Annotated in this window: 17 protein-coding genes; 7 read left to right on the top strand and 10 right to left on the bottom strand. The window is 72.2% G+C overall.

The genetic code is table 11. The annotated features are described in order from the left end of the window. Window positions 1–29: 29 nt before the first annotated feature. The 4 genes from SHK17_RS05270 to SHK17_RS05255 all read right to left on the bottom strand — a co-directional run bounded on the left by SHK17_RS05270 (window position 30) and on the right by SHK17_RS05255 (window position 2,779). On the bottom strand, window positions 30–347 hold the full coding sequence (locus SHK17_RS05270) for a winged helix-turn-helix domain-containing protein (protein ID WP_172270343.1): 318 nt from the start codon (window positions 345–347) through the stop codon (window positions 30–32). Window positions 348–453: 106 nt separating this feature from the next. Next, the gene (locus tag SHK17_RS05265; RefSeq protein WP_172270341.1) at window positions 454–1,473 is read right to left on the bottom strand and encodes an adenylate/guanylate cyclase domain-containing protein; all 1,020 of its coding nucleotides are present in this window, start codon (window positions 1,471–1,473) and stop codon (window positions 454–456) included. Next, complete coding sequence (locus SHK17_RS05260) at window positions 1,463–1,966, bottom strand: PH domain-containing protein (protein WP_322424775.1); 504 nt, start codon at window positions 1,964–1,966, stop codon at window positions 1,463–1,465. Before SHK17_RS05260 ends, SHK17_RS05265 begins: the two co-directional genes overlap by 11 nt. 15 nt (window positions 1,967–1,981) lie before the next feature. Beyond that, entirely contained in the window at window positions 1,982–2,779 is a 798-nt protein-coding gene (locus SHK17_RS05255) for a biotin--[acetyl-CoA-carboxylase] ligase (protein WP_322921304.1), read from the bottom strand. A gap of 112 nt (window positions 2,780–2,891) precedes the next feature. Between SHK17_RS05255 and SHK17_RS05250 the strand changes: the two genes are divergently transcribed. Beyond that, window positions 2,892–4,475, top strand: a complete 1,584-nt coding sequence (locus SHK17_RS05250; protein ID WP_172271664.1) for an acyl-CoA carboxylase subunit beta — start codon at window positions 2,892–2,894, stop codon at window positions 4,473–4,475. Further along, complete coding sequence (locus SHK17_RS05245; RefSeq protein WP_322921303.1) at window positions 4,475–4,702, top strand: acyl-CoA carboxylase subunit epsilon; 228 nt, start codon at window positions 4,475–4,477, stop codon at window positions 4,700–4,702. Before SHK17_RS05250 ends, SHK17_RS05245 begins: the two co-directional genes overlap by 1 nt. A 39-nt stretch (window positions 4,703–4,741) precedes the next feature. Here the strand turns inward: SHK17_RS05245 and SHK17_RS05240 are convergent, their stop codons facing one another. Continuing rightward, window positions 4,742–5,374, bottom strand: a complete 633-nt coding sequence (locus SHK17_RS05240) for a hypothetical protein (RefSeq protein ID WP_322921302.1) — start codon at window positions 5,372–5,374, stop codon at window positions 4,742–4,744. 50 nt (window positions 5,375–5,424) lie between these two features. Here SHK17_RS05240 and SHK17_RS05235 point away from each other — a divergent pair, with 50 nt between their 5' ends. Genes SHK17_RS05235 through SHK17_RS05220 form a run of 4 tightly spaced genes read left to right on the top strand, consistent with a single transcriptional unit; the run spans window position 5,425 to window position 8,830 of the window. Further along, entirely contained in the window at window positions 5,425–7,125 is a 1,701-nt protein-coding gene (locus SHK17_RS05235) for a DUF885 domain-containing protein (RefSeq protein ID WP_322921301.1), read from the top strand. After that, entirely contained in the window at window positions 7,122–7,718 is a 597-nt protein-coding gene (locus SHK17_RS05230) for a Maf family protein (protein WP_322921300.1), read from the top strand. Before SHK17_RS05235 ends, SHK17_RS05230 begins: the two co-directional genes overlap by 4 nt. 18 nt (window positions 7,719–7,736) lie before the next feature. Continuing rightward, window positions 7,737–8,372 carry a CDP-alcohol phosphatidyltransferase family protein gene (locus SHK17_RS05225; protein WP_322424781.1) on the top strand — a complete coding sequence of 212 codons (636 nt, stop codon included), beginning with the start codon at window positions 7,737–7,739 and terminating at the stop codon, window positions 8,370–8,372. Then, entirely contained in the window at window positions 8,372–8,830 is a 459-nt protein-coding gene (locus SHK17_RS05220) for a VTT domain-containing protein (RefSeq protein ID WP_172270327.1), read from the top strand. Before SHK17_RS05225 ends, SHK17_RS05220 begins: the two co-directional genes overlap by 1 nt. Before the next feature lie 31 nt (window positions 8,831–8,861). On the opposite strand, the gene SHK17_RS05215 is transcribed toward SHK17_RS05220, so the two are convergent. From SHK17_RS05215 to SHK17_RS05200, 4 genes are all read right to left on the bottom strand, one after another. Beyond that, window positions 8,862–10,076 (bottom strand): ABC transporter permease, encoded by a 1,215-nt coding sequence (locus tag SHK17_RS05215; protein ID WP_322921299.1) that lies wholly within the window; start codon window positions 10,074–10,076, stop codon window positions 8,862–8,864. Then, window positions 10,073–10,954, bottom strand: a complete 882-nt coding sequence (locus SHK17_RS05210) for an ABC transporter ATP-binding protein (protein ID WP_172270323.1) — start codon at window positions 10,952–10,954, stop codon at window positions 10,073–10,075. The genes SHK17_RS05215 and SHK17_RS05210 overlap by 4 nt, the downstream gene beginning before the upstream one ends. Window positions 10,955–11,034: 80 nt before the next feature. Further along, a complete protein-coding gene (locus SHK17_RS05205) occupies window positions 11,035–11,730 on the bottom strand; it encodes a response regulator transcription factor (protein WP_322921298.1) in 696 nt (231 codons plus the stop codon). After that, window positions 11,727–13,058, bottom strand: a complete 1,332-nt coding sequence (locus tag SHK17_RS05200) for a sensor histidine kinase (protein WP_322424785.1) — start codon at window positions 13,056–13,058, stop codon at window positions 11,727–11,729. Before SHK17_RS05200 ends, SHK17_RS05205 begins: the two co-directional genes overlap by 4 nt. Window positions 13,059–13,139: 81 nt before the next feature. Between SHK17_RS05200 and SHK17_RS05195 the strand changes: the two genes are divergently transcribed. Beyond that, entirely contained in the window at window positions 13,140–13,475 is a 336-nt protein-coding gene (locus tag SHK17_RS05195; protein ID WP_322921297.1) for a YnfA family protein, read from the top strand. Between the two features lie 40 nt (window positions 13,476–13,515). On the opposite strand, the gene SHK17_RS05190 is transcribed toward SHK17_RS05195, so the two are convergent. Further along, the gene (locus tag SHK17_RS05190; protein WP_172270315.1) at window positions 13,516–14,367 is read right to left on the bottom strand and encodes a S1 family peptidase; all 852 of its coding nucleotides are present in this window, start codon (window positions 14,365–14,367) and stop codon (window positions 13,516–13,518) included. Window positions 14,368–14,438: the final 71 nt, after the last annotated feature.

The raw sequence follows: 14,438 nt of genomic DNA, 5'->3' as shown, positions 1-14,438 counted from the left end.
AGAAGCACCGGGGCAGGGGGTCGCCCGCCTCAGCTGGCGACGGTGCGCGCGCGGCTCTCGAAGCGCAGCCCGCGGCCGCGGTGCGTGGTGATCAGGGTCGGGTTGCGGGGGTCGTCGTCGAGCTTGCGCCGCAACCACCCCAGGTGCACGTCGATGGTCTTGGAGTTGGTGTAGAACGACGTCTGCCACACGTCCGCCATCAGCTCGCCGCGGGTGACGATGTCACCGGGTCGGGACATGAGGGCGTGCAGGAGCTGGAACTCCTTGCGCGAGAGCCTGATCTCGCGGTCGCCTCGCCACACCTGACGGGTGGTCGGGTCGAGTCGCACATCCTGCACAGCCAACACGCGCTGAACGTAGGGAGGAGACGGTGCCCGGGGGGTCCTTATGGGTGAAAAATGGCCGAGTGGTCTGGTCCACCTGCGGGTCCGTCCCGCGGTGCACCCGGGCCGCTCAGCGACGGCGTACGGCCACCGGCTCGACCAGCCCGAACCCGCGCACCGGCCGAGCCGGGAGGCGCCGGCTCTCCCAGTCCTCGGCGGGCAGCAGGTCGGCGGTGTTCTGGTCGACGATCAGCCGGTTGCGCCGGGCCACCTGCGTGAGCCGTGCGGCCATGTTGACCGGCGGGCCGAAGATGTCGCCGAGGCGCTGGACCACCGGTCCGCTGGCCAGGCCGAGGCGGACGTCGGGCATCTTGGAGTCGCGGCCGATGACGTTGATGATCCCCTCGGCCACCGCGACGGCGTCCTCGGCGCCGCTGGTCACGAAGAGCACGGAGTCGCCGAGGCTCTTGATGATGCGACCGGCGTAGCGCGCCACGACGTCCTGGCAGCGGCTCTCGAAGACCTCGACGAGGTCGCCGATCTCGTCGCGGTCGAGGGTGTTGGACAGCGCCGTGAAGGACACCAGGTCGGCGAACCCGACGCTGACGTCGATGGTGTGGAGGTCCTCGTCCTTGGCGCCCATCGCCTCGATGCGGCCCACCGCGGCGGCGAGGTGGCGGCGCCAGGCGTAGACCAGCAGGCGCTCGAAGGGCGGGTTGACCTCGTCGATGAGGCGCAGCGCGGAGCCGATGCGCGAGCCGGTGGCCTCGGCGCCGGACTCCATCTCCTCGACGCGGCTGACGAGGGTGGAGACCTCCCAGTCGGCGAGCCGGGCCATCGTCTGGCCCACGCCGCGGGTGAGGTTGACGGCCGTGTCGAAGTCGACCGCCCCGGCGTCGACGAAGCTCATCAGCGTCGCGACGGCCTTGACGTCGGCGGCGGTGTAGGCCTTCTCGCCGACGAACTCGGGGAACCCGAGCGCGCGCCACAGCCGACGGGCCTGCTCGATGGTCACCCCGGTCTCGGTGGCCACCTCGAGCGCGTTGAACTCCGGGGCGCTGCGCAGGATGGCCTCGTCGAGCCTCTCCCCCGGCGCCTGCCTGGCTGCGGGCTCGGAGGGCGCTCGGGACGACTTGCGGTCAGGCGCCATCGTCTCGACGGTCACCACCGGACAGCCGGTGCAGCTCGTTGGCGACCTGGAGCTGGACCTGCTCGACGTCGGGGATGTCGTGGAGCAGGACGCTGCCGTCGGTGCTCGCGTCGGAGACCACGAGCGTGCCGCAGCCGAAGATCCGGTCGATCACGCCGATCTCGAAGTCGACGCCGCTGATCCGGTTGAGCGGGATCGTGCGGCCCTCCTTGGCGATGAAGCCGGAGCGCTTGATGAAGCGGCGGTTGGTGAACGTGTAGGTGGTGGTCAGCCACGCGACCAGCGGGCGCACGACGAACCACAGGACGACGAGGACGGCGACGATCCCCGCGCCGACGCCGACCGGTGTGGAGTCGGTCAGGGTGCTCAGCCAGATCACGGCCGCCACGAGGAGCACGAGCACCAGCGCCGGACCGATCAGCGCCTTGGGGTGCGTCCTCGTGGTGACGACGACGTGCTCGCCCTCGTTGAGGAGCTTGCTCGGGTAGGCCACGCGCCGATCATGTCACTAGGCCGGCCGCACGTGCACCACATCGCCGGCGGCCACGGTGAAGGTGCCGTCGCCGGTGCCGACCACCAGCGCCCCGGTCGCGTCGATGTCGAGCGCCTCCCCGCGGCGTACGACGTCCCCGGGCAGGTGCACGTCGACGGTCCGGCCCAGCGTGACGCACACGTCGGCGTAGGCGCGGCGCAGCGCCTCGGTGTCGTCGAGCAGGCCGAGCAGCCCGTGCAGCGAGCCGAGCACCTGGCCGAGCAGGCCGGTGCGCTCGACGGGCTCGCCGGTCTCGAGCGCGACCGACGTGGCGAGCGCGACGGGCAGCTCGTCGAGGGTCTGGTCGACGTTGATGCCGACCCCCACCACCGCCATCGGCCCCCGCTCGGCCTCGATGCGCTCGACGAGGATGCCGCACACCTTGCGCCCGGGCCCCGAGGCCGCGTCGACCAGCACGTCGTTGGGCCACTTGAGGGCGATGTCGGGCAGCCGGTCGGCGAGCGCGGCCTGCACGGCGTACCCGGTTAGGAGGGGCAGCCACGGCCACGAGGTCGGGGGCACGTCCGGGCGCAGCAGCACCGAGAAGGTCAGCGAGGACCGCGCCGGCGTCTCCCACGCGCGGTCCAGGCGGCCGCGCCCGGCGGTCTGGTGCTCGGTCACCACGACGAGGCCGGGCTCCTCGCCCGCGCGGGCCCGCTCGGCGACGTACGCGTTGGTGGAGGGGGTCGCGTCCAGCAGCTCGACGCGCCACCCGAGGGGCGCCGCGAGCCGGGCGGGGTCGAGGGGTGGTCGCGGTGCGGGTCTCTCCGTCATGGGTCTAGATTGCCGCAGAGATCGATCACGACGCAGACGTCGTGCGAGACGACCAGGAGGCCACCGCGTGAGTGCACAGCCGGGTGAGGGCACCGACGTCCCCCCTCAGGACATGGAGATCGACGTCCACACCACGGCGGGCAAGCTCGCCGACCTCGAGCGGCGCCTCGACGAGGCGGTGCACGCGGGCTCCGCGAAGGCGATCGAGAAGCAGCACGCCAAGGGGCGCGGGACCGCCCGTGAGCGCATCGAGATGCTCTTCGACGAGGGCACGTTCGTCGAGCTCGACGAGCTGGCCCGGCACCGCTCGACGGCGTTCGGGCTCGAGAGGACCCGCCCCTACGGCGACGGCGTCGTGACCGGCTACGGCGAGGTCAACGGCCGGATGGTGTGCGTGTTCAGCCAGGACTTCACCGTCTTCGGCGGCTCGCTCGGCGAGGTCTACGGCGAGAAGATCACCAAGGTGATGGACCTCGCCATGAAGACCGGCTGCCCGATCGTCGGCATCAACGAGGGCGCCGGGGCGCGCATCCAGGAGGGCGTCGTCTCGCTCGGGCTCTACGGCGAGATCTTCCGCCGCAACGTGCACGCCTCGGGCGTGATCCCGCAGATCAGCCTGATCATGGGCAACTGCGCCGGCGGCCACGTCTACTCCCCCGCCGTCACCGACTTCACGGTCATGGTCGACCAGACCTCCGCGATGTTCATCACCGGTCCCGACGTCATCAAGACCGTCACCGGTGAGGACGTCACGATGGAGGACCTCGGCGGGGCGCGGACGCACAACACCAAGTCCGGCAACGCCCACTACATGGCCTCCGACGAGGAGGACGCCATCGACTACGTCAAGGCGATGCTGTCCTACCTCCCGCAGAACAACCTCGACCCGTCGCCGACCTACGACGAGCGACCGGACATGGAGGTCACCGACCTCGACCGCAGCCTCGACACCCTCATCCCCGACAGCCCCAACCAGCCCTACGACATGCACGACGTGATCACCGCCGTGCTCGACGACGAGGAGTTCCTCGAGGTCCAGGAGCTGTTCGCGCCCAACATCCTCGTCGGCTTCGGCCGCGTCGAGGGGCAGTCGGTCGGCATCGTGGCCAACCAGCCCCTGCAGCTGGCCGGCACCCTCGACATCGACGCCTCGGAGAAGGCCGCCCGCTTCGTGCGGTTCTGCGACGCCTTCAACCTGCCGGTGCTGACGTTCGTCGACGTGCCGGGATTCCTGCCGGGCACCGACCAGGAGTGGGACGGGATCATCCGCCGCGGCGCCAAGCTGATCTACGCCTACGCCGAGGCGACCGTCCCGCTGGTCACGATCATCACCCGCAAGGCCTACGGCGGCGCCTACGACGTGATGGGCTCCAAGCACCTCGGCGCCGACATCAACGTCGCCTGGCCGACCGCGCAGATCGCCGTGATGGGCGCGCAGGGAGCCGCCAACATCCTGCACCGCAAGACCCTCAAGGCGGTCGAGGACGAGGGGGGCGACGTCGAGGCGCGCCGCGCCGAGCTCATCGACGAGTACGAGACCACGCTGGCCAACCCCTACATCGCCGCCGAGCGGGGCTACGTCGACGCCGTCATCGCGCCGCACGAGACGCGCGTCGAGATCGTCCGCTCCCTGCGGCTGCTGCGCTCCAAGCGCGAGACGCTGCCGCCGAAGAAGCACGGGAACATCCCCCTCTGATGGCCGCGTCAGAGGGACAGCAGGACCAGCCGCTGCTCCGGGTCGTCGACCCGGACGCGACCCCCGAGGAGGTCGCGGCCCTGGTCGCGGTGTTCGCCTCCCTGGGCTCGTCCGGTGGCGAGGCTCCACGCCGCCCGCGGCCGGCGTGGAGCCACCCGGCCCGCGGCGTCCGGCACCCGCACCGCAACGGGCCCGACGGCTGGCGGGCCAGCGGCCTGCCGCGCTGAGCCGTCAGCGACCCGGCGACCTGCGACGGCGACCGGCGATCAGGAGAGCAGGTCCGCCAGGTCCTGCGCCGCCTGCTGCGCGTCGTAGGTCTCGATGAGGTCGTGGGTGTCGGTCGTCTCCACGTCGAGCAGGACCAGTCCCTGCTCGTCCTCGTCGAGGAACCACACGGCGTAGTCGATGTGCGAGTCGTTGGTGGGGAAGGTGGTCCGCCGGACGAAGAACTCGCGTCGGCCGACGGTGATCGCCTCCGTGACCTGGACGTTCTGGCCGTTGTCCACCTCGCCGACCCGGCTGACGTCCTCTCGCGCCAGCTCGAGCTCGGCCGGGTCGTCGAAGCGGGCCACGACCAGGTCGGTCGCCGGGGGCGACCACGAGCAGATCAGCCGGTGCCCGCTGTCACCCAGCGTGCTGACGCCGACGTCCGGCGAGTCCTCGTCCAGGTCGTGCCCGGCGACCTCCGGGGTGTCGATCGGGCACGAGCCCGAGGACAGGACCGGGACGTCCCCGACCTGGTCGGCGTCCTCGACCGCCCGGTCCAGCTCGGCGTACCACTCCGGGTCGACACCCGTCTCCCGCACCGGCGCCGGCTCGTCGCTGCAGGCGGCCAGGGTGAAGGCCAGGGTGACGGTGAGAGCGGGCGCGAGCAGGGCGGCACGGGCGCGCGTCGTCATGGGCCGATGCTCGCACAGGGCGTCCGGCCGGACGTGGCAAGGTGTGGCCCATGCCCGGACCGAGCACCGCACGCACCATCGACGCCCTCTGCGACGCCTACGTCGACGACTACTGCGCCCTCGACCCGCTGACCGCCACCTCGATCGGCGTCGGCGGGCACGACCACGAGCTGACGGACTTCTCCCCCGCCGGGTTCGACGCCCGCGAGGCACTGGCCCGCCGGGCCGTGGCGGCGGTCGAGGCGGCCACGCCGGTCGACGACCGGGAGGCGGCCGCGAAGGACGCGTTCCTCGAGCGCACCCGCCTCGAGCTCGAGCTCGAGGAGGCCGGCGTCAACCGCTCCCGGATGTCGGTGCTGTGGAGCCCGCTCCACGAGGTCCGGGGCGTCTTCGACCTGATGCCGACCGAGGGCGAGGACGCCGTCGCGGCGATCGCGGCCCGGCTCGCCGCCGTGCCCGCCGTCCTCGAGGGCCTGCGGGTCACGCTCTCCGACGAGGCACGCAAGGGCAACGTCGTCGCGGCGCGGCAGTACGCCGAGGTGGCCGAGCAGGTGCGCCGCTGGACCGGCCAGACCGGCGAGGCGGGTGACTTCTACCTCGGCCTCGTCGAGCGGCTCGACGTCGCCGACCGCACCGAGCTCCGGGCGCTGGCCGGCGCCGCGAGCGCGGCCACGGCGTCGTTCGGCCTCTTCCTCAGCGACGAGATGGAGCCGCAGGGCCGGGCGGAGGAGGGCGTGGGCCGCGAGGTGTACGCCCTCGCCAGCCGCTACTTCCTCGGCGCCGAGGTCGACCTCGACGAGACCTACGCCTGGGGCTGGGCCGAGCTCCAGCGGCTCTCCGACCTCATGCACGCCACCGCCGACCGCATCCTCCCCGGCGCCGACGTCGACGGCGCGGTCGCGCACCTCGTCGCCGATCCCGAGCGGGTCGTGCACGGGCGGGAGGCCTTCCGCGACTGGATGCAGCGGCTGGCCGACCGCACGGTCGCCGACATGGCCGACGTGCACTTCGACATCCCGGAGCCGATCCGCCGGATCGAGTGCATGCTCGCCCCCACCAACGACGGCGGCATCTACTACACCGGCCCGTCGGAGGACTTCGAGCGCCCGGGCCGGATGTGGTGGTCGGTGCCCGACGGCATCGAGGACTTCCACCCGTGGCGCGAGGTGACCACGGTCTTCCACGAGGGCGTGCCCGGTCACCACCTGCAGGTCGCGCAGACCGCCTACCGCAGCGACACGCTCAACCGCTGGCAGCGCCTGATGTGCTGGTGCAGCGGCCACGGCGAGGGCTGGGCGCTCTACGCCGAGCGGCTGATGGAGGAGCTCGGCTTCCTCGACGACCCCGCCGACCTGCTCGGCATGCTCGACGGCCAGTCGATGCGCGCGGCCCGGGTGATCGTGGACATCGGGATGCACCTCGGCCTCACCGTCCCCAAGGACAACCGGCTCGGCGCCGGCGGCGCCGCCTTCCACCCGGGCGAGACGTGGACGCCCGAGCTGGGCCTGGAGTTCATGCGGCTGCACTGCCGGATGGACGACGAGGTCATCCAGTTCGAGGTCAAGCGCTACCTCGGCCTGCCCGGCCAGGCGCCGTCCTACAAGGTCGGCGAGCGCATCTGGCTCGAGGCGCGGGCCGAGGTGCAGCAGCGGCAGGGCGAGGGGTTCGACCTCAAGGCCTTCCACCGTGCCGCGCTCGACCTGGGCTCGCTGGGGCTCGACCCGCTGCGCACCGCGCTGGGGCGCCTGTGACCCGGCTGGTCCTTGCCTCCGCCTCCCCCGCACGCCGTACGACGCTGCGTGCGGCCGGGCTCGACCCGGTGGTCGTCGTCAGCGGGGTCGACGAGTCGCAGCTGACCGACCTGCCGCCCGCCGAGCTCGCGCTGCAGCTGGCCGAGCTCAAGTGCGCGGCGGTGGCCGCTCGGGACGACCTGCCCGCCGATGCGCTCGTCCTGGGCTGCGACTCGGTCCTCGAGCTCGACGGGGAGGCGCTCGGCAAGCCGCACGACGCGGCGGAGGCACGACGCCGCTGGCAGGCGATGCGGGGCCGCTCCGGCGTGCTCCACAGCGGCCACTGCCTACGCGACGTCGCGACCGGACGGGTCGCGGCGGCCACCGGCTCGACGACCGTCCACTTCGCCGACGTCAGCGACGAGGAGATCGCTGCCTACGTCGCGACCGGCGAGCCGCTGGAGGTCGCCGGCGCCTTCACGATCGACGGGATCGGCGGGGCGTTCGTCACCGGCATCGAGGGCGACCACCACAACGTGGTGGGCGTCAGCCTGCCGCTGCTGCGCGAGCTGGTCCTCGAACTCGGGCACGGGTGGCCGGACCTGTGGGCGTGACCCGATAGCATCCCCGGCGTGGGGGGCCCCGGTTCGGTGAAGGCAGAGCCCGTCGCCGACCCCGAGAACCGCTACGGGGTGCGCGACGAGCGCCTGCTGACCGGCGCGACCGTCATCACCGGCGTGCGCACCGCCGCCTCCGTCGTGCTGGCCGCCCTCGCGGCCCACCAGGACAGCCTCGAGCTGCTGGTCGCCGCGCTCGTGGTCTATTGGGTCGGCGACATGCTCGACGGGTTCTACGCCCGGGTCCGCGACTGCGAGACCCGCATCGGCGCGGTCCTCGACGTCATCTGCGACCGGTTCAACGCCGCCGCGTTCTACATCGGCCTGGCGTGGCTGCAGCCGGACCTGTCCCCCGCGATCTTCGTCTACCTCGCCGAGTTCATGGTGGTCGACTTCTTCCTCTCGATCGCGTTCCTCGCCTGGCCGGTGCGCAGCCCCAACTACTTCTTCGTCATCGACCGGCCCATCTGGCTGTGGAACTGGTCCAAGCCGGCCAAGGCGGTCAACAGCGCCCTCTTCGCGGTGCTGCTGCTGGTGACCGGGTGGATGTGGGTCGGCCTGGCCATCGCCTCGGCGCTGCTGGTGCTCAAGTGCGTCTCGCTGCACCGCCTGGTGCGGATCGGGCTGCCTGTGCCCGGGGCCGTCGGCTGATGCTCTTCTGGAGCGTCATGGGCGCCTCGATCGGCTCCGCCCTGCTCCCGTTGATCAACATCGAGGCCATCCTCGCGGTGGCGGTCAACCGTGCCCCCGACCAGATGTGGGCGCTGCTCGTCGCCGCGATCGTGGGGCAGATGCTCGGCAAGATCCTCTGGTACTGGGGCGGCATGCACCTCGACCGGGCCCCCTGGGTCGACCGGCACCTCGCCAAGCCTAAGGTCAAGGCGTCGCTCGACAAGTGGCACGAGCGCGCGGAAGGGCGGCCGTGGTTCACGGCCGCCCTCCTCTTCGTCTCCGCCGCCACCGGCTTCCCGCCGTACGCCGTCACGGCGGTGCTGGCGGGCATCCTGCGCGTCCCCTTCTGGATCTTCCTCGTCACCGGGACGCTCGGTCGCGGGCTGAGGTTCTGGGCGGTCGTGGCCGGGACCTCCGGGCTCGTCAACCTGTTCTGAGATCCGTCGTGAGGCCCCGGCCGCATCGCGGCTACTCCGCGCTGGACCACGCCTGGCGGAGGGTGACGCGGCCACCGGTCTGCAGCAGCGCCCGGCGGTAGAGGCGCTCGCCCACCCACACCGTCACCACGGCGAAGACGGCGAGCAGTCCCAGTGCGAGGAGCGGCTCCCACCACTCCACGCCACCGGCGAGGATCCGCTTGGGCATCACCACCGCGGAGACCGGCGGGATGTAGGACGCGATCACCTGGCTGCGGCCGTCGAGCGAGACGCCCCCGAAGAACATCACCAGCATGAGCATCGTCAGCGGCGTCGAGGTGGCCTGCAGGTCCTCGGTGCGCGAGGCCAGCGAGCCGGCCACCGCCCACAGGCAGGCGAGCGCGATGAAGCCCGCCAGGAAGAAGCCGATGAACCACGCGGTGGGTCCGGACAGCGCCGGGACGTAGGACTTGTAGGACGTGAACGAGAGCCCGACGAGGCCGACGGCGATGTAGATCAGCAGCTGGATCATCGCCAGGGCCGTGTTGCCGAGTACCTTGCCGGCGAGCAGCTGGCGCAGCGGGATGGCGGCGGCGATGATCTCGACGATGCGGCTCTGCTTCTCCTCGATCACCGAGGAGGCCAGCTGCATGCCGAAGATCAGGGCGGCGAAGTAGAAGAGGAAGACGAAGACGAACCCGACCGCCTGCGCGACCGCCGCCTTCTCCGCGTCGCCGCGCAGGAAGTCGGTCGACACGGTGCTGCCCGCCTCGAGGTCCTCGACCGACGTGCCGACGTTCGCCGCGTTCTCCGACAGCACCTGCTGGCGCACGACGGCGCTCGCCACCTCGGTCAGCGACTCCTGCTCGCTGGACTCCGAGGTCAGCTCCCACCCGTCGTCGACGGGGTGCAGCCAGGCGTCGACCTCGTCCTCGCGGAGCGCGGTCTCGGCGGCGGCCCGGTCGTCGAGCTCGACGACGGTGACCGCGACCTTGTCGTCGACGTCGGGAGCGGCCTCCTCGATGGCCGCCGCCATCGCGACCGAGTCGGGCGTGGCCCCCAGAGTGACCTCGGTGGTGCGCTCCTCCTGCCAGGCCGAGAACCCGATGAAGCCGACCAGCATGACGACCATGAGGACGGTGCCGATCATGAACGACTTGTCGGTGATGCGCGAGACGACCTCGCGGCGGGTGACGAGCAGCCAAGCGGGCTCGGTCCCGGTGTCCCGGTCGTGCGCCCGGTCGTGCGTGCGGTTGTCGGTGCTCATGCGGTGGCCTCCCGGTAGATCTCGCTGAGCGCCGGGCGGACCCGGACGAACTCGTGGACGTCGCCGCGGCGCGTGGCCTCGGCGACCAGGTGCTGCTCGGCGCCGTCCTGGCGGACCTCGACGAGCGCGGTGGTGCCGTCCAGGTCCAGCACCTCGAGCCCGCGGTGGTCGCGGACCCAACCGGCGTCGCCGCCGAGGACGAGGCGGAAGCGCGGCACCCCCGCGTCGCGCAGCTCCGCAACCGTCCCGGCGGCGACCCGGCGTCCGTGGGCCAGCACGACCAGGCGGTCGCACAGGCGCTCGACGAGGTCGAGCTGGTGGCTGGAGAAGAGGACCGGGACGCCGTCGCGGGTGTACTCGCGCAGCAGGTCGACCATCGAGTCGACGGCGATCGGGTCGAGGCCCGAGAACGGCTCGTCGAGGATCAGCGCGGCCGGCCGGGGCAGCACCGAGGCGATGATCTGCACCCGCTGCTGGTTGCCCAGCGACAGCTTCTCGAGGTGGTCCTTGGTCCGCTCGCCGAGGCCGAAGCGCTCGAGCAGCTCCAGGACCTGGGTCCGCGCCTCGACCCGGCCGAGGCCCTTGAGCTGGGCGACGTACACGAGCTGGTCGAGGATCGGCTGCTTCGGGTAGAGGCCGCGCTCCTCGGGCATGTAGCCGAAGGACCGACGGTCCAGCCGGGTGATCGGCCGGCCCTGCCACAGCACCTCTCCCCCGTCGATGCCGAGCACGCCCATGACCATCCGCATGGTCGTCGTCTTGCCCGCGCCGTTGCCCCCGACGAACCCGGTGAGGAGCCCGTCGGGCACCTCGAACGACACGTGGTCCACGGCGGTGTTGTCACCGAACCGTCTGGTCAGCTCCCGTATCTCCAACATGACCACGACGCTAGGGGCGCGGCAGTCGCGCCGGATCCCCCGCGGGACGGAACCTCGAGGTGGAGGGCGCGCCCTCGGCCTCAGCCCTCCGTCGGGAGGATGAGTCCGGCCTCGTAGGCGAAGACCACGGCCTGGACCCGGTCGCGCAGGTGCAGCTTGGCGAGGACGTTGGACACGTGGGTCTTGACGGTGGCCTCCCCGAGCACGAGCTCGCCGGCGATCTCCCCGTTGGACAGCCCACGGCCCAGCAGCACCAGCACCTCCCGCTCGCGGGCGGTGAGGCGGGCCAGCCCGGGAGGCTCCGGCCGGTCGGCCGCCCGACCCGAGGTGGGTGCCTCCGCGGCCGCCCGCTCCCCCGCCATCTGGGAGATGACCCGTCGGGTCACCTCGGGTGCCAGCAGGGCGTGCCCGCTCCCGGCCGCGCGGACGGCGTCGAGCAGCTGCTCCGGGCCGGCGTTCTTGAGCAGGAAGCCGCTGGCACCGGCCCGGAGCGCGTCGAAGAGGTAGTCGTCGCGGTCGAAGGTCGTGACGATGACGACGCGGCCGAGGTCCTCGGCCACCAGCAGGCGCGTCGCCTCGATCCCGTCCATGCGGGGCATCTGGACGTCCATGAGGACCACGTCGGGTCGCGTCGCCCGGGCCTGCTCGAGGGCCTGGAGGCCGTCGGCCGCCTCGCCCACCACCTCCACGTCGTCCTCGACCGAGAGCACCATGGCGAATCCGGAGCGCACCATGGCGTGGTCGTCGACGATGAGCACCCTCAGCCGGTCGGTCACGTCGACGCCTCCAGCGGGTAGCGCACGCGGACGCGGTAGCCGCCGGTGACCCGCGGGCCGATGTCCACCTGGCCGTCGTGGGTGGCCGCCCGCTCACGGATCCCGAGCTGGCCGAGCCCACTGCCCGACGTGCCGTGGCGCGGGCGGCCGTTGTCGACGACCTCCACCTCCGCGTAGGCCCGCGGCGGCGCCTCGTCGACCCGCACCACGACCGAGGCCGAGTCGGCGGTCGAGTGGCGGCGGACGTTGGCCAGCGCCTCCTGCACCGTGCGGTAGACCGCGAGCCCGAGGCCGCGCGGCAGCCGCGACGCCGCGCCCGGCTGCGCCTCGACGACGTCGAGGCTGACGGCGAGGCCCTGGCCGTCGACCTCGGCGACGAGGTCCGGGAGGTCGCCGACGCCGGCGTCGGTCGTCCGCGTGCTGCTGGTCTCCTCGCCCGTCCCCTCGCGCAGCGTGCCGAGCAGGCGGCGCATCTGGGCGACGGCGTCGCGGGACGCCTCCTCGACGTGGGACAGGGCGGTACGCGCGGCGTCGGGGTCGCGCTCGAGCACCCGTCGCGCCGCTCCCGCCTGGATGCCCATCGCCGAGACGCCGTGCGCGACCACGTCATGGAGGTCGCGGGCGATGCGGAGGCGCTCGTCCACGACGGCCTGCTGGCGCAGCCGGCCCGCTTGTGCGGCGATGGTGGCCGCCTGCTCCTCGAGGCGGTCGCGCTGGCGGGCCGAGCGCCACGAGAAGCCCCCACCCGCGATCGCGCCGCCGAAGTAGAGAGCGTTGATCGCCAGGGAGTAGCCGACCGCGGCCGGGATCCGCGGGAAGAACCCGACCTGGTCGGCGCCCTCCTCGTCGTCGAGCCACTCCTGGGCGGCGGAGCCGATGGCGAACTGCCAGCCGATCCACGCGAACATGAAGAGCACGATCACGCCGACGACCAGCAGCATCGCCCGCCGGTCGCGGGCCCACGCGACACCGGAGAGCAGTGCCACGAAGTAGACGATCTGGAGCGACGTCTGCGCCATCACCTCGGGCATGGCCACCCCGGCGACGAACATGTGCAGTGCCGCGAGGCTCGCCACCACCAGCGGCCACCGGCGCCGGCCGAGCAGCAGCACCGCTCCCAGCGCCACGGCGAGCCACTGGGCCCACATCGGGGCGTCGGTGTGCTCGAACCCTCCGGCGGCGCTCCGCACCAGCTCGAGCGTCAGCAGGCCGACCGCTCCGACGCTCGCCGCGAGCACGACGTCCTGGCGGCCGATCGGAGGGCGTGGCCGCTCCCAGTCGTCGTCCACGCCGAACCACTCGAGGACGCGCTGGTTGAGCCGGGACATGGGGTGAGGGTAGGACCCGGCCGTCGCTGCTGGATCCGCCGGGAGGGGGAGATCGGTCGCTCGCCTGCGAGACTCCCCCGCATGACGGTCGCCAGGTCCCTGCTCCTCTTCGCCCTCGCCGCGGTCGCGGAGATCGGCGGCGCCTGGCTGGTCTGGCAGGGCGTGCGGGAGCACCGCGGCTGGCTCTGGATCGGCGGCGGGTTCGTCGCGCTCGGGCTCTACGGCCTGGTCGCGACCCTCCAGCCCGACGCCCACTTCGGGCGGATCCTCGCGGCGTACGGCGGGGTGTTCGTCGCCGGCTCGCTGGCGTGGGGCGTGGCCGTCGACGGGTTCCGTCCCGACCGGTACGACGTCGCGGGCGCACTCATCTGCCTGGTCGGCGTCGCCGTGATCATGTACGCCCCGCGACCCGTCTGAGGGTCGCGGGGCGTCATCGGCTCGCCCGGTCACATGACGATCAGAGGCCGAACGTGGCCAGCCAGTCCTGGACGACGTCGATCTCGACGCGCTGGTAGCCGTCGATGTAGCGGCAGTTCGACGTGTAGCCGTAGCTCGTCACCCCGACGATCTCGCCGTCGAGGAGCAGCGGGCCGCCGGAGTCACCGAAGCACGTGCCGCCCGTGCCGGCGTTGTCGTTCTCGTTGCCGTTGGTCTGCAGGATCTGCGAGGTGAGCTTCTGGCCCGGCATGTCGACGTAGCGCCGCACGATCGGATAGCTCTGCGGCGTCGGCTTGCGCGGTCCGGAGGTGGCCTGGCGCACCTCGGTGCCGTAGCCCACGGCACGGAAGATCGTGGTGCGCAGGTCGCGGCGCGCGATCGTGTCGAGCGTCCCCTCCTCGGCGATGGGGGTGATGGCGACGTTCGAGACCGGCGCGTCGAGGACGATGACGCCGACGTCGTTCCAGTTGTCGACGTCGGTGAAGTCGGAGTAGTCCGGGTGGGTGTAGGCCGTGCCCGAGAGGTAGCCGGTGCCGACGAGGTCGGCCGACGTGTAGCCCGCTGCCGGGTCCTTGGCGACCGGCAGGTTGGAGGGTGCGGCGTCGTCGACCAGGAGCTTGAACGTGACGGCCGTCTTGCCGTCGACGCCGAACGTGCAGTGCGCCGCGGTGAGCAGCACGGTCGGGCTGACCAGCGTCGCGGAGCAGCGGTAGCGGCTGCCCTCGTCGTAGAAGGCGATCATGCCGACGCCCGAGTAGGTGTTGTTCGTGTCGATGGTCCCGCCGGTGCTGGCGGAGGCGGGGCCGGACGGGGCCACGAGGGACAGTCCCACCGCGGCGGTGGCGAGGACGGCTGCGAGACGTGCGTGCATGGGGGGACCTTCCGGAAGGGGACGGGCGGAGGGTCAGCGCAGCACGACTCCCCGCCGCGCGGAACCCCCTC

It is taken from the genome of Nocardioides renjunii (assembly GCF_034661175.1).
GTDB classification, from domain to species: domain Bacteria; phylum Actinomycetota; class Actinomycetes; order Propionibacteriales; family Nocardioidaceae; genus Nocardioides; species Nocardioides renjunii.
The sequence above is the reverse complement of the archived record's forward strand: the minus strand, read 5'-3'. Positions and strand labels throughout refer to the sequence as shown.

What these genes read in the sequence shown, in the direction of transcription:
- SHK17_RS05265 (WP_172270341.1), bottom strand. Translation starts at nt 1,473, where the DNA reads ATGGCGCCTGACCGCAAGTCGTCCCGAGCGCCCTCCGAGCCCGCAGCC.
- SHK17_RS05255 (WP_322921304.1), bottom strand. Translation starts at nt 2,779, where the DNA reads ATGACGGAGAGACCCGCACCGCGACCACCCCTCGACCCCGCCCGGCTC.
- SHK17_RS05250 (WP_172271664.1), top strand. Translation starts at nt 2,892, where the DNA reads ATGGAGATCGACGTCCACACCACGGCGGGCAAGCTCGCCGACCTCGAG.
- SHK17_RS05245 (WP_322921303.1), top strand. Translation starts at nt 4,475, where the DNA reads ATGGCCGCGTCAGAGGGACAGCAGGACCAGCCGCTGCTCCGGGTCGTC.
- SHK17_RS05240 (WP_322921302.1), bottom strand. Translation starts at nt 5,374, where the DNA reads ATGACGACGCGCGCCCGTGCCGCCCTGCTCGCGCCCGCTCTCACCGTC.
- SHK17_RS05235 (WP_322921301.1), top strand. Translation starts at nt 5,425, where the DNA reads ATGCCCGGACCGAGCACCGCACGCACCATCGACGCCCTCTGCGACGCC.
- SHK17_RS05220 (WP_172270327.1), top strand. Translation starts at nt 8,372, where the DNA reads ATGCTCTTCTGGAGCGTCATGGGCGCCTCGATCGGCTCCGCCCTGCTC.
- SHK17_RS05215 (WP_322921299.1), bottom strand. Translation starts at nt 10,076, where the DNA reads ATGAGCACCGACAACCGCACGCACGACCGGGCGCACGACCGGGACACC.
- SHK17_RS05210 (WP_172270323.1), bottom strand. Translation starts at nt 10,954, where the DNA reads ATGTTGGAGATACGGGAGCTGACCAGACGGTTCGGTGACAACACCGCC.
- SHK17_RS05200 (WP_322424785.1), bottom strand. Translation starts at nt 13,058, where the DNA reads ATGTCCCGGCTCAACCAGCGCGTCCTCGAGTGGTTCGGCGTGGACGAC.
- SHK17_RS05195 (WP_322921297.1), top strand. Translation starts at nt 13,140, where the DNA reads ATGACGGTCGCCAGGTCCCTGCTCCTCTTCGCCCTCGCCGCGGTCGCG.
- SHK17_RS05190 (WP_172270315.1), bottom strand. Translation starts at nt 14,367, where the DNA reads ATGCACGCACGTCTCGCAGCCGTCCTCGCCACCGCCGCGGTGGGACTG.